At 75.1% G+C, this 20,050-nt stretch carries 19 protein-coding genes and 1 pseudogene; 6 read left to right on the top strand and 14 right to left on the bottom strand.

What is annotated here, in order from left to right:
* Window positions 1-84 precede the first annotated feature (84 nt).
* From OG994_RS28600 to OG994_RS28570, 7 genes are all read right to left on the bottom strand, one after another.
* On the bottom strand, window positions 85-1,557 hold the full coding sequence (locus tag OG994_RS28600; RefSeq protein ID WP_328851559.1) for an NADH-quinone oxidoreductase subunit N: 1,473 nt from the start codon (window positions 1,555-1,557) through the stop codon (window positions 85-87).
* Window positions 1,554-3,059: a complex I subunit 4 family protein gene (locus OG994_RS28595; protein WP_328851558.1), complete on the bottom strand. Its 1,506-nt coding sequence runs from the start codon at window positions 3,057-3,059 to the stop codon at window positions 1,554-1,556. Before OG994_RS28595 ends, OG994_RS28600 begins: the two co-directional genes overlap by 4 nt.
* Window positions 3,056-5,020: an NADH-quinone oxidoreductase subunit 5 family protein gene (locus tag OG994_RS28590; RefSeq protein WP_328851557.1), complete on the bottom strand. Its 1,965-nt coding sequence runs from the start codon at window positions 5,018-5,020 to the stop codon at window positions 3,056-3,058. The genes OG994_RS28595 and OG994_RS28590 overlap by 4 nt, the downstream gene beginning before the upstream one ends.
* Window positions 5,017-5,421: an NADH-quinone oxidoreductase subunit NuoK gene (nuoK, locus tag OG994_RS28585; protein WP_240033106.1), complete on the bottom strand. Its 405-nt coding sequence runs from the start codon at window positions 5,419-5,421 to the stop codon at window positions 5,017-5,019. The genes OG994_RS28590 and nuoK overlap by 4 nt, the downstream gene beginning before the upstream one ends.
* On the bottom strand, window positions 5,418-5,981 hold the full coding sequence (locus OG994_RS28580) for an NADH-quinone oxidoreductase subunit J family protein (RefSeq protein ID WP_120330685.1): 564 nt from the start codon (window positions 5,979-5,981) through the stop codon (window positions 5,418-5,420). Before OG994_RS28580 ends, nuoK begins: the two co-directional genes overlap by 4 nt.
* Window positions 5,978-6,604 carry a NuoI/complex I 23 kDa subunit family protein gene (locus tag OG994_RS28575; RefSeq protein ID WP_328851556.1) on the bottom strand — a complete coding sequence of 209 codons (627 nt, stop codon included), beginning with the start codon at window positions 6,602-6,604 and terminating at the stop codon, window positions 5,978-5,980. The genes OG994_RS28580 and OG994_RS28575 overlap by 4 nt, the downstream gene beginning before the upstream one ends.
* A gap of 81 nt (window positions 6,605-6,685) precedes the next feature.
* Window positions 6,686-7,102: an ester cyclase gene (locus OG994_RS28570; RefSeq protein ID WP_328851555.1), complete on the bottom strand. Its 417-nt coding sequence runs from the start codon at window positions 7,100-7,102 to the stop codon at window positions 6,686-6,688.
* 142 nt (window positions 7,103-7,244) lie between these two features.
* Here OG994_RS28570 and OG994_RS28565 point away from each other — a divergent pair, with 142 nt between their 5' ends.
* Window positions 7,245-8,270, top strand: a complete 1,026-nt coding sequence (locus tag OG994_RS28565) for a glutathione S-transferase family protein (RefSeq protein WP_328853818.1) — start codon at window positions 7,245-7,247, stop codon at window positions 8,268-8,270.
* Window positions 8,271-8,324: 54 nt separating this feature from the next.
* Here OG994_RS28565 and OG994_RS28560 read toward each other — a convergent pair whose 3' ends face one another.
* The gene (locus OG994_RS28560) at window positions 8,325-9,287 is read right to left on the bottom strand and encodes a complex I subunit 1/NuoH family protein (RefSeq protein WP_328851554.1); all 963 of its coding nucleotides are present in this window, start codon (window positions 9,285-9,287) and stop codon (window positions 8,325-8,327) included.
* A gap of 281 nt (window positions 9,288-9,568) precedes the next feature.
* A pseudogene (locus OG994_RS28555) lies at window positions 9,569-10,165 on the bottom strand (NADH-quinone oxidoreductase subunit C); the annotation flags it as partial.
* A gap of 172 nt (window positions 10,166-10,337) precedes the next feature.
* Here OG994_RS28555 and OG994_RS28550 point away from each other — a divergent pair.
* Window positions 10,338-11,384 carry a glucose 1-dehydrogenase gene (locus tag OG994_RS28550; protein ID WP_328851553.1) on the top strand — a complete coding sequence of 349 codons (1,047 nt, stop codon included), beginning with the start codon at window positions 10,338-10,340 and terminating at the stop codon, window positions 11,382-11,384.
* A gap of 35 nt (window positions 11,385-11,419) precedes the next feature.
* Here OG994_RS28550 and OG994_RS28545 read toward each other — a convergent pair whose 3' ends face one another.
* The 5 genes from OG994_RS28545 to OG994_RS28525 form a co-directional block, all read right to left on the bottom strand.
* Window positions 11,420-12,736, bottom strand: coding sequence for a DUF2252 domain-containing protein (locus OG994_RS28545; protein ID WP_328851552.1), 1,317 nt, complete (start codon window positions 12,734-12,736; stop codon window positions 11,420-11,422).
* A 49-nt stretch (window positions 12,737-12,785) separates the two neighbouring features.
* Window positions 12,786-13,364, bottom strand: coding sequence for an NADH-quinone oxidoreductase subunit B (locus OG994_RS28540; protein ID WP_120330692.1), 579 nt, complete (start codon window positions 13,362-13,364; stop codon window positions 12,786-12,788).
* Between the two features lie 139 nt (window positions 13,365-13,503).
* Window positions 13,504-14,985, bottom strand: a complete 1,482-nt coding sequence (locus tag OG994_RS28535; RefSeq protein WP_328851551.1) for a pyridoxal phosphate-dependent decarboxylase family protein — start codon at window positions 14,983-14,985, stop codon at window positions 13,504-13,506.
* A 27-nt stretch (window positions 14,986-15,012) separates the two neighbouring features.
* Window positions 15,013-16,410: an MFS transporter gene (locus OG994_RS28530; RefSeq protein ID WP_328851550.1), complete on the bottom strand. Its 1,398-nt coding sequence runs from the start codon at window positions 16,408-16,410 to the stop codon at window positions 15,013-15,015.
* A 32-nt stretch (window positions 16,411-16,442) separates the two neighbouring features.
* Entirely contained in the window at window positions 16,443-16,757 is a 315-nt protein-coding gene (locus OG994_RS28525) for an MGMT family protein (RefSeq protein ID WP_328851549.1), read from the bottom strand.
* Window positions 16,758-16,770: 13 nt separating this feature from the next.
* On the opposite strand from OG994_RS28525, the gene proB reads away from it, so the two are divergent.
* The 4 genes from proB to OG994_RS28505 all read left to right on the top strand — a co-directional run bounded on the left by proB (window position 16,771) and on the right by OG994_RS28505 (window position 20,038).
* On the top strand, window positions 16,771-17,928 hold the full coding sequence (proB, locus tag OG994_RS28520) for a glutamate 5-kinase (RefSeq protein WP_120330696.1): 1,158 nt from the start codon (window positions 16,771-16,773) through the stop codon (window positions 17,926-17,928).
* A 52-nt stretch (window positions 17,929-17,980) separates the two neighbouring features.
* Window positions 17,981-19,225, top strand: coding sequence for a glutamate-5-semialdehyde dehydrogenase (locus OG994_RS28515; protein ID WP_120330697.1), 1,245 nt, complete (start codon window positions 17,981-17,983; stop codon window positions 19,223-19,225).
* An 86-nt stretch (window positions 19,226-19,311) separates the two neighbouring features.
* Complete coding sequence (locus tag OG994_RS28510) at window positions 19,312-19,710, top strand: YbaB/EbfC family nucleoid-associated protein (RefSeq protein ID WP_328851548.1); 399 nt, start codon at window positions 19,312-19,314, stop codon at window positions 19,708-19,710.
* A gap of 1 nt (window position 19,711) precedes the next feature.
* The gene (locus tag OG994_RS28505) at window positions 19,712-20,038 is read left to right on the top strand and encodes a PE domain-containing protein (RefSeq protein WP_120330699.1); all 327 of its coding nucleotides are present in this window, start codon (window positions 19,712-19,714) and stop codon (window positions 20,036-20,038) included.
* Window positions 20,039-20,050: the final 12 nt, after the last annotated feature.

Here is a 20,050-nt window from a genome sequence, read left to right as displayed (position 1 = left end):
GACCAGCAGCCGTTCAGCCAGTCGACAGGCATCGATCTGGTGGGCGCGGAGGCGGGTCCGGGCGGCCGGCGCCCGCGACGGCGCTCAGCGGGCGGCCAGGTCCAGGACGAGCTGCGGGGCGAAGCCGACCACCACGGCCACCACACTGGCCACGACCAGCACGGCGGCCGCACCCCGTCCCGCGCCCGGCGCGGACGCCGCACCCGCCCCGGCCGGCGGGGCGTAGAGGCGGGCGGTCAGTCGCAGGTAGTAGGCCAGGCCGATGACCGCGTTGACCGCCACGACCAGCGCGAGCCAGCCCGCGCCGCCGTCCAGCAGCGAGCGGACGACCGTCACCTTGGCGAAGAGGCCGGCCAGGCCGGGCGGCAACCCGGCCAGCCCGATGAGGGCCAGCCCCAGGCCGGCGCCGAGCCAGGGGTGGCGGCGGGCCGCGCCGCGCAGGTCGTCCAGGGTGCCGCCGTCGGCGTCCGCGGGACGCAGGGCGGTCACCCCGGCGAACGCGGCGAGTTCCAGCAGGACGAAGAAGACGGCGTACGCGAGGGCGGCCGCGTACGCGCCGGCGCGGGCCTCACCGGTGCGGCCGGCGGTGAGCGCCAGCGCGCCGAGCGGCGCGAGGATGTAGCCGGCCTGGGCCACCGACGACCAGGCGAGCAGCCGGACCGTCCGCCGCTGACGCAGCGCCACGAGGTTGCCGACGGTCATCGTGAGCACCGCGAGCAGGGCCAGCACCGGGCCGGTGAGGTCGGCCGGCAGCGCGGCGGTCACCACGGCGAGCAGCGCCACCACGCCGCCGAGCTTCGACGCCGTCGAGAGGTACGCGGCGACGGGCAGCGGGGCGCCGTCGTACGTGGCCGGCGCCCAGGCGTGGAACGGCACGGCGGCGACCTTGAACGCCAGCCCGAGCAGCAGGAGCGTGGCCGCGGCGGCCGTGAGCGGCAGGTCGTGCAGGTCCGGCCGCTCGGCGAGGAGCGTGCCGAGCCGCCCCAGGTGCAGCTCGCCGGTGACCGCGTAGAGCAGCGCCGCGCCGAGCAGGCTCACGGTGGTGGCCACCACGCTGACGACGAAGAAGGTGATGGCCGCCTCGGCGCTCGCCAGGCTGCCCCGGCGCAGCCCGACCAGGACGTAGAGCGGCAGGGTGAGCGTCTCCAGCGCCACGATGAGCGTGATCAGGTCGCCGGCCGCGCCCAGCACGACACCGCCGGTCATCGCGCAGGTGAGCAGGAAGCAGTACTCCCCCGCCGGCGCCCGCCCGGCCCGCAGGTGGCCGCCGGACAGCCCCAGCACCGCGAGGGTGAGCAGGGCGAACAGCGCGCCGACCAGGGCGGCCCGGCCGCCGAAGACGTACGAGCAGTCGGCCTCGACGCAGAACGTCCCCCGCTCGCCGCCCGCGCCCATCAGGGCCGCGCCAGCGGCCGTGGCCAGCGCGCCGAGCCCCGCCACGGCCCGGGTCAGCCCGGGACGGGCCAGCATCAGGTCGGTGACCAGCACCAGGACGGCGGTGGCGGCGGCCAGGTACGCCGGCAGCAGCGCGACGTGGTCGACGCTCTGGACGCTCACGGAAGCACCTCCACCAGGGCGTCGACCGGGGCCTCGGCGATACCGAGCACCAGCGCGGGGGCCAGCCCGATGGCCAGCGCGAGCAGCACGAGCGGCGCCCACGCGGTGAGTTCCGCACCGGCCAGGGTCGGGGCGAGCCGCCCGACCGCCGGGCTCGGCCGGCCGTGCGTGACCTGGCGCAGCAGCCGCAGGAAGTACGCGGCCGTGAGCGCCCCGCCGACCGCGGCCAGCACACCCAGCGTGGTCCAGAGGGGCCCGCCCACCTCGATCGCGGCGATCACCGCGAACGCCTCCCCCCAGAAGCCGGCGAGGCCGGGCAGGCCGAGGGAGGCGACCGCCGCGAACCCGAGCAGCCCGGCGAGCCGGGGCGCGGTCTCCCGCAGCCCGGACAGCTCGCCCAGCGCGCCGGTGTGGGCGCGGTCCTTGATCGCGCCGGCCAGGAAGAACAGCAGCCCGGTGATCACCCCGTGGGCGATGTTGCCGATCAGCGCGGCCCGGATGCCGGTGCTCGTGAGGGTGGCCACGCCGAGCAGCACGAAACCCATGTGGCCCACGCTGGAGTAGGCGATGAGCCGCTTCAGCTCGGTCTGCGCGAGGCAGACGAGCGCGCCGACGAGGATCGCCGCGACGGCGAGCACCCCGAGCACCGGGGCGGCCCAGCGGGCGCCCTCCGGGGCCACGCCGACCGCCACCCGGATCAGCCCGTACGTGCCCATCTTCAACAGGACGCCGGCGAGGACCACGCTGCCGACGGTCGGCGCCTGGGTGTGCGCGTCGGGCAGCCAGGAGTGCAGCGGCCAGAGCGGGCTCTTCACCGCGAACGCCAGCGCGAGCAGGGTGAACGCGAAGAGCTGCGTGCCCCGGGAGAGGCCGGCGCCGCCGGTCAGCGCCACGATGTCCGCCGTGCCGGCGGCGGCGACCACCACGTACACGCCGACCAGCAGCAGCACCGACCCGAAGAGGGTGTAGAGGGCGAACTTGCGGGCGGCCCGCCGCCGGTCCTCCCCGCCCCAGCCGGCGATGACCGCGTACATGGGCAGCAGCACGACCTCGAAGAAGAGGAAGAACAGCACGAGGTCGAGGGCGAGGAAGGTGCCCAGGATGCCGACCTCGACGACGAGCAGCAGCGCGACCAGGGCCCGGCCGCTGCCACCGGCCGGCACGCGCCACAGGGTGTAGCCGCAGCACAGCAGGGTCAGCAGCGCGGTGAGCACCACGAGCGGGTACGAGATGCCGTCCACGCCGAGGTGGAACCGCAGGTCGAGGGCGGGTACCCAGGGCACGTCGAGCTGGTGCCAGGGGCGTACCGCGGGCGCGCCGGCCGACCAGGCGAACCAGCCCCGGTCACCGGCGGCGAGCGGCAGCGCGGCGAGCAGGGTGAGCCCGGCGGCCACCGTGCCGACCAGCCGGGCGGCCCGGTCGGCGGGGACCGCGGCCACCGCGACCGCGCCGAGCGCCGGCACCGCCAGGACCGCGACCAGCAGGAACTGCCCGAAGGTCATGAGGTGCCTCCGATCAGGGCGGCGGCGAGCCCGATGAGCAGCGCGCCGGCCAGCACCCCGGCGGCGGCCCGGGGCAGCGCCGCCCGGTGCAGCGCCGCCAGCCCGGCCCCGAGCCCGGACGCGGCCCGCCCGCTGCCCTCGACGGCGCCGTCCACCACCCGCTCGTCACCGGCGCGGACGGTGGCGGCCAGCGCCCGCGCGGGGCGTACGACGAGGGCGTGCTGGACGTCGTCGAGCCGGAACGCCGCGGCGAAGACCGGCCGCAGCGGACCCAGCGCGGCCGCCGGGTCGGCGGCCGGATCGCGGCGCCACCGGATCCAGGCCGACCCGGCCCCGAGCACCAGCAGGACCAGCGGCAGCACCACCGACGGCGCGAGGTGGACGAGCGGCTCGGCGGGGAGCAGGTTCGACGGGTGGTCGGGGGTGGCCGGCGGCGTGGGTTGGAGCCGGTCGGCGAACGCGCCGGCGAAGCCCGCGAAGCCCAGCAGCGCGGCCGGTACGGCGAGCAGCACCACCGGCCAGCGCAGCGTCCCCGGCGGATCGTGCGGGTGCGCGAGCGGGACGCGCGTCGTGCCCAGGAACGTGCGCAGCAGCAGCCGGGTGGCGTACCAGGCGGTGACCGCGACGCCGGCCAGCCCGGCCAGCCAGACGAGCCAGCCCACCCAGGCGGGGGTCGGCCCCTCGCCGTCCAGCGCGGCCGCCTGCGCGGCCGCGAGCACGCCGTCCTTGCTCCAGAAGCCGGCCAGGGGCGGCAGCCCGGCGAGGGCGCCCAGGCCGACCACGGTGCACCAGAAGGTGACCGGCATGCCGCGGCGCAGGCCACCCATGCGGGACATCAGCGTGGTGCCGACGGCGTGGATCACCGCGCCGGCGGCGAGGAAGAGCAGTGCCTTGAACGCGGCGTGGGTGAGCAGGTGGAACAGCGCCGCGCCCGGCGCACCGACGGCGAGTGCGCCCGTCATGTAGCCGATCTGGGAGACCGTCGACCAGGCGAGCACCCGCTTGATGTCGTCCTGCGCGGTCGCGGCGAGCGCCCCGAGCAGCAGGGTGATCGAGGCGAGCACGCCGAGGACGGTGAGCGCCACCGGTGCGGCCTCGAAGAGCGGGTAGAGCCGGGTGACGGCGTACACGCCGGCGGCCACCATCGTGGCGGCGTGGATGAGCGCGCTGATCGGGGTCGGGCCGGCCATCGCGTCGGGCAGCCAGGTGTGCAGCGGGAACTGCGCGCTCTTGCCGGCCACGCCGGCGAGCAGCAGCAGGCAGGCGGCCGTTAGCGTACCGGTGGAGTGGTCGTGGGCCAGCACGTCGGCGATCCGGAAACTGCCGGCGGAGACGCCGAGCAGCGCGATGCCCAGCAGGAACCCGACGTCACCCACCCGGGTCACGAGGAACGCCTTCATCGCGGCGGCGGGCGCCTCGGGCAGCCGGCGGTCGTGGGCGATGAGCAGGTACGAGCAGATGCCCATCACCTCCCAACCGACCAGCAGCAGGAGCAGGTCCCCGGCCACCACCACGAGCAGCATGGCGGCGGTGAAGAGGCTGATCTGCGCGGCGTACGGCGGGTAGCGGTGGTCGACGTCGACGTCGTCGTGGGGGCCCCGCTTGAGGTAGCCGATCGAGTAGACCTGCACGGCCAGCGCGACCGCGCCGACCGCCACGGCGACGAGCGCGGCGGCGCCGTCGAGCCGGACGCCGAGCGTGACGCGCAGGCCGCCCAGGTCCACCCACGTGGTGCTCGCCTCGACGGGCCGGTCCAGGGTGGCCAGCAGGGCGACCGCGAGCGCGAGCGCGCCGGCCGCGCCGGTCACGCCGAGGGCGATGGCCGCGCGGCGGGCCCGCTGCTCACCGGCGTCGCGCCCCCCGGCCGGGCCGCGCGGCGACGGGGGCAGCAGCAGCCCGAGCAGGCCGGCCACCAGGGGTACGGCCGGCAGCAGCACGCCGAGCAGCGTGGGACCGTTCACCGCGCCTCCCCGCCGGGAGCGCCCGGGTGCCCGGTCGTGGACGCCTCGGGACGATCGGCCGCCGCGGTGCCGACGGCGACGGGTGCGCCGGCCGGCGGCTCGGTCAGCGGCACCTCGTCCACGGCGACGCTGGCCCGCAGCCGGTAGAGCTGGAGCACGATGGCCAGGCCCACCCCGACCTCGGCGGCGGCCAGCACGATGACGAAGAGCGCGAACACCTGGCCGCTGTGCGGCAGCGCCGCCCGCACCGTGGTGTCGGCCGTGACGAGGATCAGGTTGACGGCGTTGAGCATCAGCTCGACGGCCATCAGGACCAGCACCGCGTTGCGCCGGCGCAGAACGCCGTACGCCCCGAGCCCGAACAGCAGCGCCGCCGTGACGTACGGGATGACGGGCCTCACCGGGCCGCCTCCGTGCTCCGGCCCGCGGGATCCGGCCGCGCGGCGCTCGACGGCCCGGCGCCCGGCCGCCCGATGTCGGGCCGGGACAGGATCACCGCGCCGACCAGGGCGGAGAGCAGCAGCACCGACAGCACCTCGAAGGGCAGCACCCAGCTGCGGAAGATCTCCCCGCCGATCCGCTCGGCGGTGCCCGCCTCGGGCAGCGCGACGGCCGTCCAGCGGTACGCGTCGACCAGCAGCGCGGCCAGGCCCAGCCCGGCGCCGCCGCCGATCAGCGCGGCCGGCCAGCCGGGCCGGTCCAGGTCGTCGGACGCGCCGATCGGCGCGCGGGTGAGCATCACGGCGAACAGCAGCAGCACCACGACGGCGCCCACGTAGATGAGCACCTGCACCCAGGCCACCAGCTCGGCGGTGAGCACCAGGTAGTCACCGGCCAGCGCGCCCAGGCAGACCACCAGGTAGAGGCCGGCCCGGACCAGGTGCCGGGTGGTGACCACCAGCACCCCGGAACCGACCGCCACCGCGCCGAGCGCCAGCAGCAGCACGTCCGCCCCGGTCATGTGGCCGCCTCGCCGGGAGTGCCGGGCTCACGGCGTACGGCCGGGGTGGTGGGCCGGGCGGCGGGGACCGCCGCCTTGCGCGCGGCGCTGGTCTCCTCCTTCGCCGGCTCGCCGTTCGGGTCGTGGGCGGGCGGCGGCGGGACCGTGTCCATCCACTGCCCCAGGTGGTCCTTGTCGTGCAGCAGGTCCTTGATGTCGTACTCGGCGTACTCGAACTCCGGCGACCAGTAGAGCGCGTCGAACGGGCAGACCTCGACGCAGATGCCGCAGTACATGCAGAGCGAGAAGTCGATGTCGAACCGGTCGAGCACGTTGCGCTGGCGGGGACGGGCGGCGCCGGGCACCGCCACCTCCTCCTTGTGGGAGTCGATGTAGATGCACCAGTCCGGGCACTCGCGGGCGCAGAGCATGCAGACGGTGCAGTTCTCCTCGAGCAGCGCGATCACGCCGCGCGAGCGGGGCGGCAGCTCGGGGGCCACGTCCGGGTACTGCTGGGTGGTCGAGCGCCGGGTCATCGTCTTCAGCGTGACCGCCAGCCCCTTCACCAGCCCCGAGCCGGGGAGGCCGCGGTCACCGGCGGCGTCGTCCGGTGTGCGCTCGCTGCGGTCGCTCATGCGGACCATCCTGCCCTGTGCCCACCGCGCGCGCGACCACCCCCTGACCGTCGCCGGAACCGTGCCGGACCCACGCCCCGCCGTCCCGCGTCACACCGCGCCGGGCGGTGGGATCATCTCGACGCCGAGTTGCTGGAGGACCTGGAACAGCTCGTTGACGCTCCACACGTCGACGATGCGGCCGGCGTCGTCGAAGCGCAGGAACGTCGCCCCGGAGTAGCTCACCACCCGCCCCGTGGGCGGCACGGGACCGAACGGGCCGGCCTGGGTGCCGGCGGCCCGCCAGCGCACCGCCACCCGGTCGCCGGCCGCGACCACGTCGACGATCTTGTAGCGCAGGTCGGGGAAGGCGGCCCGCCGGTCGCGGTGCCAGGCCAGCGTCGCCTCGGGGCCGGTGCCGCCCAGCCCGGGGCACTGCGGTGCGACCAGCTCGTACGCCGACTCCTCGCGCGCGGCGTTCCACACGTCGGCGATGAACCGCCGCGCCGCCGCCTCCGTGTCGGTCACGGGGCGAGCGTAACGCCGGTGGGGTGAGTGCACTCACCCCGCCGGCCGCCCGCCGAGCGGCCAGAATGAGGCGAGGCGACACGATCGGAGGAACAGCGTGGGCACGACCAGCGAGGGTGGACCGACGGAGACCGACGAGGAGGTGCTGCTGCGGACCGGCGGCAGGTACGTCGAGCCGGGCGGCGAGTTCACCCGTGACCAGCGGTACATCGCGACCCGGATCACGGCCGACGGGCGGGACGGGTGGCCGGTGGAGCCCGGTCGCTACCGGCTCGCCGTCAGCCGCGCCTGCCCCTGGGCGAACCGCCTCATCATCGTCCGCCGGCTGCTCGGCCTCGAGGACGCCATCTCCATGGCGGTGGCCGGGCCCACCCACGACAAGCGGAGCTGGACGTTCGACCTCGACCCGGGCGGGCGCGACCCGGTGCTCGGCATCGAGCGGCTGGCCGAGGCGTACTTCAAGCGGTTCCCCGGCTACGACCGGGGCATCACCGTGCCGGCGATCGTGGACGTGCCGACCGGGCAGGTCGTGACCAACGACTACGCGCAGATGAGCCTCGACCTCTCCACGCAGTGGACGGCGTACCACCGCGAGGGCGCGCCGGACCTCTACCCGGAGCCGCTGCGCGCCGAGATCGACGAGGTCAACGACCTGGTGTTCCGCGACGTCAACAACGGTGTCTACCGCTGCGGGTTCGCGGGCAGCCAGGAGGCGTACGAGCAGGCGTACCACCGGCTCTTCGACCGGCTGGACTGGTTGAGCGAGCGGCTGGCCGACCGCCGCTACCTGGTGGGCGACACGATCACCGAGGCGGACGTGCGGCTGTTCACGACGCTCGTGCGCTTCGACGCCGTCTACCACGGGCACTTCAAGTGCAACCGGCAGAAGCTCACCGAGATGCCGGTGCTCTGGGCGTACGCCCGGGACCTGTTCCAGACCCCCGGCTTCGGCGACACGATCGACTTCGACCACATCAAGCGGCACTATTACGAGGTGCACCGGGACATCAACCCGACCGGCATCGTGCCGCTCGGGCCCGACCTGGACAACTGGCTCACCCCGCACGGGCGAGAGGCGCTCGGTGGCCGCCCGTTCGGCGACGGCACCCCGCCCCCGCCGCCGCCGGCCGCGGAGCGCGTCGACCCCGCGCACACCCCGCTGCGCTGAGCGGGCCGCCGGGACGGGCCCTCCTCGACGCGAGGCGTCGAGGAGGGCCCCTTCCTACAGGGCGACGCGGACGGCGGCGGTCAGCACGAGCTGGGCCAGCGACGCCGGGACGAGCACCAGCCAGCACAGGCGCTGGAGCTGGTCCTCGCGCAGCCGCGGGTACGCGACCCGGAGCCAGATGATCACGAAGGCGACGGCGAAGACCTTGAGCAGCGTCCACAACCAGCCGAGCTGCGCGTCGGCGAACGGCCCGTGCCAGCCGCCGAGGAACAGCACGGTGGTGAGCGCCGCGATCACGACGATGCCCACGTACTCGGCCAGCAGGAAGAACGCGAACCGCAGCCCCGTGTACTCGGTCATGTAGCCGAAGACGAGCTCGGAGTCGGCCACCGGCATGTCGAACGGCGGCCGGCGGATCTCGGCGAGCCCCGCCACGAAGAAGATGATCATGGCCGGCGCCTGCCAGAGCAGCCACCACGGCCGCCACGCCTCGACGATGCCGGAGAGGCTGAGCGTCCCCGCCGCCATCGCCACCGAGGCCGCGGCGAGCACGAGCGGCAGCTCGTAGCCGAGCAGCTGGGCGGCCCCGCGCAGGCCGCCGAGCAGGCTGTACTTGTTGGCCGACGCCCACGCCGACATGAGCACCGCGAGGACGCCCACGCCCACCACGGCGAGCACGAAGAAGAGCCCGACGTCCAGCGGCTGCCCGACGAGGTCGCCCGGGCCGAGCGGGATGACCAGCAGCACGAGCAGGTAGGGCACCAGAGCCACGGCCGGGGCCAGCCGGAACACCGGCCGGTCCGCGTCGCGCGGGGTCACGTCCTCCTTCTGCACGAACTTGATGCCGTCGGCGACCAGCTGGGCCCAGCCGTGGAACGCGCCCGCGTACATCGGGCCGAGCCGGCCCTGCATGTGCGCCATCACCTTGTGCTCGGCCTGACCCACCAGCAGCGGCAGGGTGAGGAAGGCGGCCAGCACCCCGCCCACCCGGATCAGCAGCTCCAGCCAGAGCGGCATCAGGGCGCACCTCCCTCACCGGTCGGAGGCTCCGACGCGTCCGGCCGGGGCGGTGCGGGAGGGCGGTCCGCGCCGGGTGGGGACTCGGCAGGGCGTGCCGGACGGTCGGGCGGCGAGCCGGCCTGGTCCGCCGCGGGCGGCGCTGCCGGGCGCGCCGGGCGGTCCGCCGCCGGGCCGGCGGCGGGTCGGGGCGTACGCGCGGAACGGGCACCGGGAGCCGGCCGCGCGGGCCGGCCACCGGTGGGACGGGCCGGGGTGCCGCCGCGCGGCCCCTCCCCCACGCCACCGGCGCCGGCCGGGGTGGGCACCGTGCCCCACTCCCCCGGGGCGGGCACGCCCGGCGGGCGGATCGGGCGCCGGCCGCCGCCCGCCTCGGACTCGCCCGGCTCCTTGGCCCCCGGCCAGGGCTTGGCCACCCGGGAGGCGAGCACGAACTCCTTGCGCAACGGATGGCCCTCGAACTCCGGCGGCAGCAGCAGGGGACGCAGCCCGGGGTGCCCGGTGAAGTCGATGCCGAACATCTCGTGCGTCTCGCGCTCGTGCCACGCGGCGCCGGGATAGAGGTCGACCACGGAGGCCACGGTGGGCGCCTCCCGGGGCAGCCGCGTACGCAGCAGCAGCCCGTGCCGGTGCCGGACCGACCAGAGGTGCGCCACGACGTCGAACCCCTCGGCCAGCTCGTCCACCGCCGAGAGCCAGTCGAAGAAGTCGCAGCCCAGCTCCGCGTCGTCGCGGGCGGCCCGGACCGCGTCCCGCCAGCTCGCCACCGGCACGTCGACCGTGGCCCGGGCATGGCGTTCGCCACCGGAGACCGACGCGGTGGCCTCGGCCGGCGCGAGCAGCGTGGCCATCCGGCGACCGACCTCTTCCGGAGTCATGCCGCTGATCCTAGGGCCTCGCCCGCGGCGGCCGCCCGGACGCGAGTCGCCGCCGGCGGCGGGCCTCGCCCGCGGCGTCCCCCGGGCGCGAGTCGCCGCTGGCGGCGGCCGGGTGGGAGGCATCTGCGGCGTTACGCGGCGGGAGAGCGGCCGGCGGGCGAAGATGGGAACCGTGCGCGCCGTGACTGTGACCCCCGGGGTGGCCGACTCGCTGGAGCTGGTCGAGGACCAGCCGGAGCCGGCGCCCGAGGAGGGCGCCGTCCTGGTCGAGGCGCTGGCCGTCGGCATCTGCGGCACCGACCACGAGATCATCTCCGGGCAGTACGGCGAGGCGCCCCCCGGCGAGCGGCGCCTGGTCATCGGGCACGAGTCGCTGGGCCGGGTGCTGGAGGACCCGACCGGCACGCTGCAGCCCGGGGACCTGGTGGCCGGGATCGTGCGCCACCCGGACCCGGTGCCGTGCCCGAACTGCGCGGTCGGCGAGTGGGACATGTGCCGCAACGGCCGGTACACCGAGCACGGGATCAAGGCACTGCCCGGCTTCGCCCGGGAGCGCTGGCGCATCCAGCCCCGGTTCGCCGTACCGCTGGACCGCTCCCTCGGTCAGGTCGGCATGCTGCTGGAACCGACGAGCATCGTGGCGAAGGCGTGGGACCACATCGAGCGGATCGGGCACCGGGCCGAGTGGCAGCCACAGATCGTGCTCGTCACCGGCGCCGGGCCGATCGGTCTGCTCGCCGCCCTCCTCGCCAGCCAGCGCGGCCTCGCCGTGCACGTGCTCGACCTCGCCACCAGCGGACCGAAGCCCGACCTGGTCCGTGCGCTGGGCGCGACGTACCACTCGGTGCCGGTCGACCAACTGGACTTCGAGCCGGACGTGGTGGTCGAGTGCACCGGCGCTCCCTCGGTGGTGCTCGACGTGATGTACAAGGCGGCGCCGAACGGCATCGTCTGCCTGGCCGGGGTGTCCAGCGGCGGCCGGAGCATCGAACTGGACGCCGGGGCGCTCAACCGGGCGTTGGTGCTGGAGAACAACGTCGTCTTCGGCTCGGTGAACGCCAACCGGCGGCACTGGGACATCGCCGCCGAGGCGCTGCGCCGCGCCGACCAGCTCTGGCTGGGCTCGCTGATCAGCCGCCGGGTGCCGGTGTCGGGGTACGCCGACGCGTACGCCGCAGGGCCGGACGACATCAAGGTCGTGCTGGAGTTCGCGGTCTGACCGACCGGCCGTACCCGCCGGCCGGTCCCGCCGGTTCAGATGCCGGGGAGCCGGCCGTTGCGGAACAGGTCCACGAAGAGCTGGTGGTCCTCGCGGGCGCGCAGGCCGTACGCGTGGGCGAACTCGACGAGGTGGGCCACGAAGCCCGGCTCGTCCGGGTCGACCGCCGCGACGATCGCCTCCTCCGTCGAGTAGTCCACGAGGTCGTGGCTGGACTCGTCGTCCGCCACCGAGTGCATCCGGGCCACCGCCCGGCCCAGGTCGGCGAGCACCCCGGCCAGTTCGTCCGGCTCGTTGACGTCGGCCCAGTCCAGGTCGGCGGCGTACGGCGACACCTCGGCGACGAGCTGACCGACCCCGTCGAGCTCGGTGTAGCCGAGCCACGGGTCGGCGTGCGCCTGGAGCGCCCGCTGCGACTCGGCCGTCCGGTGCCCCTGGTGCAGGAAGTACTCGCGGACGGTGGTGTCGGGCACGTGCCGGGCCACCGCCGGCACCTGGGCCTGCTTCATGTAGATGACGACGTCGTTCTCCAGCGCCTGGGTGTGCCCCTCCAGCAGCAGGTTGTACGACGGCAGCCCCGCCGAGCCGATGCCGACGCCCTTGCGCAGCACCACGTCCTTGATGCGCGCCTCGACGGGACGCAGCCGGGCCGACGAGGCGGGCAGCGTGCCGAGGTACGCGGCGAACGCGGCCGTCACCTGCTCCCGCGTCTCCCCGTCGATCTCGAACACCCCGTCGCCGAGGGAGAACCGGCGCTCGTAGTTGTCGATCGTGGTCTGCGCGGCGAGCAGGTCCACCCGGGTGTTGAGGCGGGCCTGCTGAAGCACGCGACGCAGCACGCCGTCGGCGTTCTCCAGGGTGATCGAGCCGATCGCGTCGTCCCCGCCCGCGGCGATCGCCCGCAGCTCGGTGAGGTACGAGCGGGCGAAGCCGGTCACCAGCTCCGTGATCACGTGGTCGGAGAGCGCCTTGGCGTAGCCGAGCAGCGCCACGCTCGCCACGAACCGCCGCAGGTCCCAGGTGAACGGCCCGACGTACGCCTCGTCGAAGTCGTTGACGTTGAACACCAGCTGCCCGGAGGCGTTCATGTAGGTGCCGAAGTTCTCCGCGTGCAGGTCGCCGTGGATCCACACCCGCGAGGTCCGCTCGTCGAGGAAGCGGTCGTCGGCGAAGTCGCCGCGCTGGTCGGCGTAGAAGAGCGAGGCGCTGCCCCGGTAGAAGGCGAACGGCGACGCGGCCATCTTGCGGAACTTGCGCCGGAACGCGGCCGGGTCGAGTGACATCCCCTCGCCGAACTCGGCGATCAGCACGTCGACGATGTGGGTGGCGCGCCGCTGCGCGGAGGTGCTCATGCTGCGCACGCTAGCCCTGCCCCGCCAGCCGGCGGGCTCGGTCGACCGGTCAGCTCGTGGGGGGCCGGACCGGCGGGGCGGTCAGCGACTCGACCGAGCGCGGGACGGCGCCGTCGCTGGGCGGCGCGTCGACCGGGGCGGCGAGCAGGTCCGGGCGGTGGACGCCGCCGACGCCCGACTGCTCCGCGGCGATCTTCTCCTGGAGGCGCAGGATGCCGTGCAGCAGCGCCTCCGGGCGGGGCGGGCAGCCCGGCACGTAGACGTCGACCGGGATGAGCTGGTCGACGCCCTTGGTCACCGAGTACGAGTCCCAGTACGGGCCACCGCAGTTGGAGCAGGCGCCGAACGAGATGACGTACTTCGGCTCGGGCATCTGGTCGTAGAGCCGCTTGATGGCCGGCGCCATCTTGTCGGTCACCGTGCCGGAGACCACCATGAGGTCGGCCTGGCGCGGGCCGTGCGCGAACGGGATCACCCCGAGCCGCATGAAGTCGTGCCGGCTCATGCTCGTGGCGATGAACTCGATGGCACAGCAGGCCAGGCCGAAGTTGAACACCCACAGCGAGTAGCGACGGCCCCAGTTCAGCACGAACCGGATCGGCTCACCGAGCACTCCCGGTAGCTGCACGGCCGCCCCCTTCCCGAACCTGCGAACCAGTCAACCACAGCGTCCGGCCCGCCCGGACCGCCGGACCGGCCCTCTGTGCCGCACCACCCGTTGAACGGGCGCAGGCCGCGCGCGGGCGCAAGCCGCGCGTGTCCCCGTGCTACACGGCCGGGCGCTGGAGCAGGCTCACGAACTCGACCAGCAGCCGTTCCCGCAGCGCTGGCGGCGCGGCGTCGAGGAGCGTGTTCACCGTCGCCATGCGCTGCGGCGCGCCCTTTCCACCGGCCAGGCCCAGGCCGGCGGCCAGCCCGCCCACCAGCTCCGGGGTGAGCGTCTCGGGGGTCAGCGTGCCGGCGAGGGCCAGCAGGTCGGCCGGCAGAGTGACCGGACCGGCCGCCCGGGTGGCGGCCACCGCGTCGGCGAGGTCCGGGCCGAACTCGGCCACCCGGGGCGCCACGGCGGCGGTCACCGTGAGGTGCACGCTCGGCGGCAGCCCGGCGTACGCGAGCTGGGGCTGGGTGTGCCAGCCGCGCGCGGTCAGCTCGTCGACCAGGACGAAGAGGTCGAGACCCGGGTCGGTGCTGGTGAAGCAGACCACCGTGGACTCCGGCTCGGCCATCAGCCGCAGCCCGTCGACGGCCCGCACGGCGTCGGCCAGCCCGGCCACCGCATCCCGGGTGGCCTCCGCGAGCCGCAGGTAGCCGTCGTCCCCGAGGTGCCGCAGGGTGGCGTACGCGGCGGCGATGGGGCCGCCGGACCGGGTCGAGGCGATGGTCGGGTTGACCATCGTGTAGCCGGGCCAGTCGGCGTACGCGAAGTACTGCGGGGCGCGCAGCGCCGGGTCGCGGTGCAGCAGCACCGAGACGCCCTTCGGGGCGTACGCGTACTTGTGCAGGTCCACCGAGATCGAGGTGACCCCGGGCACCGTGAAGTCGAACGGCGGCACGGCCGCGCCGAGGCGCCGCAGGTACGGCAGCGTCCACCCGCCGAAACAGGCGTCCACGTGGCAGCGCACCCCGGCCTCGGCCGCCGCCGCGGCGATCTCGGCGACCGGGTCGAGGACGCCGTGGGCGTACGACGGGGCCGAGCACGCCACGAGCACGGTCTCCGGCCGGATGGCGGCGGCCATCGCGGCGGGGTCGGGGCGCAGCGTGTCCGGGGACACCGGCACCACGTCGAGCGCCACCCGCAGGTAGTGCGCCGCCTTGGCGAAGGCCGCGTGGCCGCTCGCCGGCACCACGAGCCGCGGCTCGGCGATCTCCGGGTGGGCGTCCCGGGCGGCCTTGACGGCGAGGATCAGCGACTCGGTGCCGCCGCTCGTGACGCTGCCGACCACGCCGGGGGCGGTGCTTCCCGGCCCGCCGCCGAGCAGCCCCGCCGCCGCGCCGACCAGGGCGTTCTCCATGGCCAGCAGGGAGGGGAAGGCGGTCGGGTCCAGCCCGTTGACGTGCGCGCTGGCCGCGTACGCGCTGGCCGCCAGCTCGTCGAGCCCGGGTACCGCCGGGTCGTAGACGTACGCGAACAGCCGCCCGCCGTGCGTCGGCCGGTCCTGGGCCCGCAGCGCGCGGATCTCCGCGAGCACCTCGTCGGCGGGCCGTCCGCGTTCCGGCAGCGCGCTCGCCCCGGTCCTCTCGTCGATCATGGAGTTGTGGTGCCCTTTCCGTGTGGCTCAGCGGCTTTCGTCCCCCACCACAACCGCATGATCGCCGCCGGTGGAGGTGGTGCGGGGGGTCGGGGGCAGGGTGTAGTGGCGCAGGGTCAGCAGGGGCACGGCGACCAGGACGGCGGGGATCACGGTGAAGCCGAGCAGGATGCCGAGGCGCGCGGTGTCCGACTGGGCCGCCGCCGTGCCGGTGTCGGAGGAGACGTACCCGGCCATCTGGAGCACCAGGCCGTAGATGCCCGGCCCGAGCGCCAGCCCGAGCGTCTCGCCGGCCGTCCAGACGCCGGTGAAGACCCCGGCCTGCCGCCGCCCGGTGCGCGCCTCGTCCCAGGTGATGCAGTCGGGCAGCATGGCGAGCGCGAAGACCTGCTGGCCCGCGTACCCGGCGCCGACCAGGGCGACGACCGGGTAGACGGCGGCGGCCGGCAGCAGCGGCGCGACGGCCAGCGCGGCCGCCCCCGCCGCGAGGAGGAGGGAGGCGGCCACCAGGCCGCGGAGCTTGCCGACGCGGGCGCCCACGCGGGTCCAGACGGGCATCACGAGCAGCGCCGGCCCGACGAAGCAGGCGAAGAGCAGGGTCGCCCCGGTGTCCGGGTCGCGCAGGATCTGGTCGGCGAAGTAGTTGACCCCGGCGAGGATGGTCGCCACGCCGGCGGACTGCACCACGAAGCAGATCAGCAGCGCGCGGAACGGGCGGTTGCGGCCGGCGACGGCGAGCTGGGCGCGGAGTGTGGGTTCGCTCTCGCGTACGGCGCCGGTCGGGGCGGCGCGGGTGCCGACGAACGCGCCGACCGCCCCCAGCGCGATGAGCGCGGCCACGAAGAGCCCCATCCACCGGTGCCCCGGGAGACCCTCGCCGCCGGCCGTCACCACGATGGGTGCGACCGCCCCGGAGACCAGGATGGCCAGGGCCAGGACGGCGATCCGCCAGCTCATGAGGCGGGTGCGCTCGGCGTAGTCCTCGGTCAGCTCGGCGGGCATCGCCACGTACGGCACCTGGAAGAAGGCGAACGCGGTGGCCGTGGCGAGGAAGGCCACGGCCACGTACGCCCCGGCCGCGCCCCCGGTGCCGAACGGCGCCGCGAAGATCGCGGCGAAGAGCAGGGCGAGCGCCAGCCCGCCCAGGAGCAGGTACGGCCGGCGGGGGCCCCAGCGCGACCGGGTGCGGTCGGAGACGCGCCCGGCCACCGGGTTGACCAGCACGTCCCAGGCCTTCGGCAGGAGCACCAGCAGGGCGGCGAGCCCGGCGGCCACGCCCAGGGTGTCGGTGAGGTACGGCAGCAGCAGCAGGCCCGGAACGGTGCCGAAGGCGCCGGTGGCCAGCGAGCCGAGCGCGTAGCCGAGGTGCACCCGACGCGGCAGGCCGCCCGGGAGCGGAGCCGTTCCGGCCGGCGGCGCGTCCATGGCGCCGAATGTTACTCACGTTATGGCGGGCGTCACATCCCCTCTTCCGGCGACCAGACGGCCGCCGCCATGTCGACCCCGGCTCCCCGCAACGGCGTGCCCTCGGCACGCAGCCGGGCCCTCGCCTCCCGCTCGTGCCCCGGCGGCAGCCGCCCCGCCGAGTTGACCACCCGGTGCCAGGGCACCCCGCCACCGTGGCGGGCCATGATCGTGCCGACCAGCCGGGCCGACGACCGGCCCGAGCGCTCCGCGAGGGCGTCGGCGATCGCGCCGTACGACATCACCCGGCCCGGCGGGATCCGCTCGACCAGATCCAGCACGGCCTCGATGTACTCGTCAGGTGTCACAGCCGGCCACGATATGGGAACGCGGCGAGGCGGCGCGGCCGTGACCACGCAGAATGGTCGGGTGCGCGAAGCGGTAACGGCGGCCCGACGGGTCGTTGTCAAGATCGGGTCCTCCTCGTTGACCACGGCGGCGGGCGGGCTGGCCGGCGAGCGGGTCGACGCGCTCGTCGACACCCTCGCGGCGCTGGCCGCCGACGGCCGGGAGGTCGTGCTGGTCTCCTCCGGCGCCATCGCGGCCGGCCTCGCTCCGCTGGGGCTGGCCCGGCGCCCGCGCGACCTGGCCACCCAGCAGGCCGCGGCCAGCGTCGGCCAGGGCCTGCTCATCGGCCGGTACGCGGCCAGCTTCGCCCGGCACCGGCTCACCGTGGGGCAGGTGCTGCTCACCGTCGACGACGTCACCCGACGGGCGCACTACCGCAACGCGTACCGGACGCTGCGCAAGCTGCTCGACGTGCGGGCGGTGCCGATCGTCAACGAGAACGACACGGTGGCCACCGAGGAGATCCGCTTCGGCGACAACGACCGGCTGGCCGCCCTGGTCGCCGCGCTGGTCCACGCCGACCTGCTGGTGCTCCTCTCCGACGTCGACGCGCTCTGGACCGGGGACCCGACCCGCCCCGGCGCCGCCCGGATCTCCGAGGTGCGCGGCGAGGAGGATCTGGCGCACGTCGCGATCGGCGGCTCGGGCCGCTCCGGGGTCGGCACCGGCGGCATGGTGACCAAGGTCGAAGCCGCCCGCATCGCGACCGGTTTCGGGATCCCCGTGGTGCTCACGGCCGCCCCGCTGGCCGCACCGGCCCTCGCCGGGGAGGCCGTCGGCACGTTCTTCCACGCGCGCCGGCAGCGCCCCGCGGCGCGGCTGTTCTGGCTCGCGCACGCCACCTCGCCGCGGGGCCGGCTGCACCTCGACGAGGGCGCGGTCGCCGCCGTGGTCGGGCGGCGCAAGTCGCTGCTGCCGGCGGGGATCACCGCCGTCGACGGTGCGTTCACGGCCGGCGACCCCGTGGACCTCGTGGACACGCAGGGCGCGCCGGTGGCCCGCGGGCTGGTCAACTACGACGCGGTGGAGCTGCCCGGGCTGCTCGGCCGCTCCACCTCCGAACTCGCCGCGGCGCTCGGCCCGGCGTACGAACGGGAGGTCGTCCACCGCGACGACCTGGTGCTGCTGTAGTGGTTGTCGTAAGGCCCCCGCGCACGGGGGCCCTTCGGTGAGGAGTGACGGGATGAGCGTGACCGAGCAGGCGCGGCGGGCACGGGCGGCGGCGGAGGCGCTGGCGGTCGCCACGCGTACGACCAAGGACGCCGCGCTGCACGCGATGGCCGACGCGCTGGTGGCGCGTACGCCCGAGATCGTGTCCGCGAACGCGGCGGACCTGACGGCGGGCCGCGAGGCCGGGCTCACCACGGCCATCCTCGACCGGCTCGCCCTCGACGAGGGGCGGGTGGCCGGCATCGCCGACGCGCTGCGGCAGATGGCCGCGCTGCCGGACCCGGTGGGCGAGGTGGTGCGCGGGTCGACGCTGCCCAACGGCCTGGAGCTGCGCCAGATCCGGGTGCCGTTCGGGGTCGTCGGGATCATCTACGAGGCGCGACCGAACGTGACCGTCGACGCGGCCGGGATCTGCCTGAAGTCCGGCAACGCGGCGCTGCTGCGCGGCTCCTCCTCCGCGGCCCACTCGAACGCGGCGCTGGTCGCGGTGCTGCGCGACGCGATCGCCGGCGCCGGGCTGCCGGCCGACGCGGTGCAGTTGCTCGACGCCACCTCCCGCGACTCGGTGAAGGAGCTGATGCGGGCCCGCGGCCTGGTCGACGTGCTGATCCCGCGCGGCGGCGCGTCCCTGATCCGCACCGTGGTCGAGGAGTCGACCGTCCCGGTGATCGAGACCGGGGTGGGCAACTGCCACGTGTACGTCGACGCCGCCGCCGACGTCTCGAAGGCCGTGGCGATCACCCTCAACGCCAAGACGCAGCGGCTGTCCACCTGCAACACCGCCGAGTCGCTGCTGGTGCACGCGGCGGTCGCCGACGCGTTCCTGCCCCCGATGCTCGCCGCGTTCGCCGAGGCCGGGGTGACCGTGCACGGCTCGCCCGAGGTGGCGCGCCACTCCGACGCCGTGGTGCCGGCGACGGAGGAGGACTACGCGACGGAGTACCTGTCGGCCGACATCTCGGTCGCGGTGGTCGACTCGCTCGACGCCGCGGTGGCGCACATCCGGCGCTACGGCACCGGGCACACCGAGGCGATCGTCACCGACTCGGCGTCGGCGGCCCGCGAGTTCGTGGCCCGGGTCGACGCGGCCGCCGTGATGGTGAACGCCTCCACCCGCTTCACCGACGGCGGCGAGTTCGGCTTCGGCGCCGAGATCGGCATCTCCACCCAGAAGCTGCACGCCCGCGGGCCGATGGGGCTGCCGGAGCTGACCTCCACCAAGTACGTGGTGACCGGCGACGGGCACCTGCGCGGCTGACCGTCCCGGGTGGACCGAGTAGCCGGGTGGTCGCACCGGCCGGCTAGTCTGGGGCCGGTTCGGCACGGTCTGTCTGGGGAGGCGCCATGCTGGGCGAGGACGCCCTGGAACAGCAGCTCGCGGAGGCGCGGGCCGCGCTACGCGAGGTGAGCCGCGGCATCACCCCGCCGGAGCGCACCGAGTCCGCGGCCGAGGCCGCCGACGGGCGGGTCCGGGTCACCATCGGCACCGACGGCCGGGTCAGTGACATCGTCATCGATCCGCGGGTGCTCCGCGAGGGTTCCGAGTACCTCGCCGCCGAGCTGCGCCGGGCGGTGAACGACGCGCTCGACGGGCAGGAGGCCGCCGTCGAGGTGACCGAGCCGATGCCCGACCTCGCCGCGATCGCCAGCACCGTGGAGCGCCTCCAGGACGAGAGCATCCGGCAGATGCGCGCGATGACCCAGGCCATCAGCGAGACCATGCGCAAGCTGCACCGGAGCTGACATGGAGAACCTCGACGTCGACATCGACGCGCTGCACCGGGGCGCGGAGCAGTTGGAGCGGGCCAAGGAGACCGTCCGGGAGGCGTTCGAGAGCTTCCAGTCCGCCGTGGCGAGCTACTCCCACGCGTTCGGCGACGACGACATCGGCAGCCTGCTGGCCACGGCCCACGACGCCTGCGTCCAGGCGGTGACGGAGTGCTTCAGCACCAACGTCCGGGAGCTGGAGAACTACGTCGACGGGCTGCTCGGCATGGCGGACGGCTACCAGTCGGTCGAGGAGGCCATCTCCGCCGCCTTCGACCGGCTGCTCGGATCCCTCGGCGGCTGACCCTCGGCGAAA

It is taken from the genome of Micromonospora globbae (assembly GCF_036184225.1).
Taxonomy (GTDB): domain Bacteria; phylum Actinomycetota; class Actinomycetes; order Mycobacteriales; family Micromonosporaceae; genus Micromonospora; species Micromonospora globbae.
This window is presented reverse-complemented; position numbering and strand designations above follow the sequence as displayed.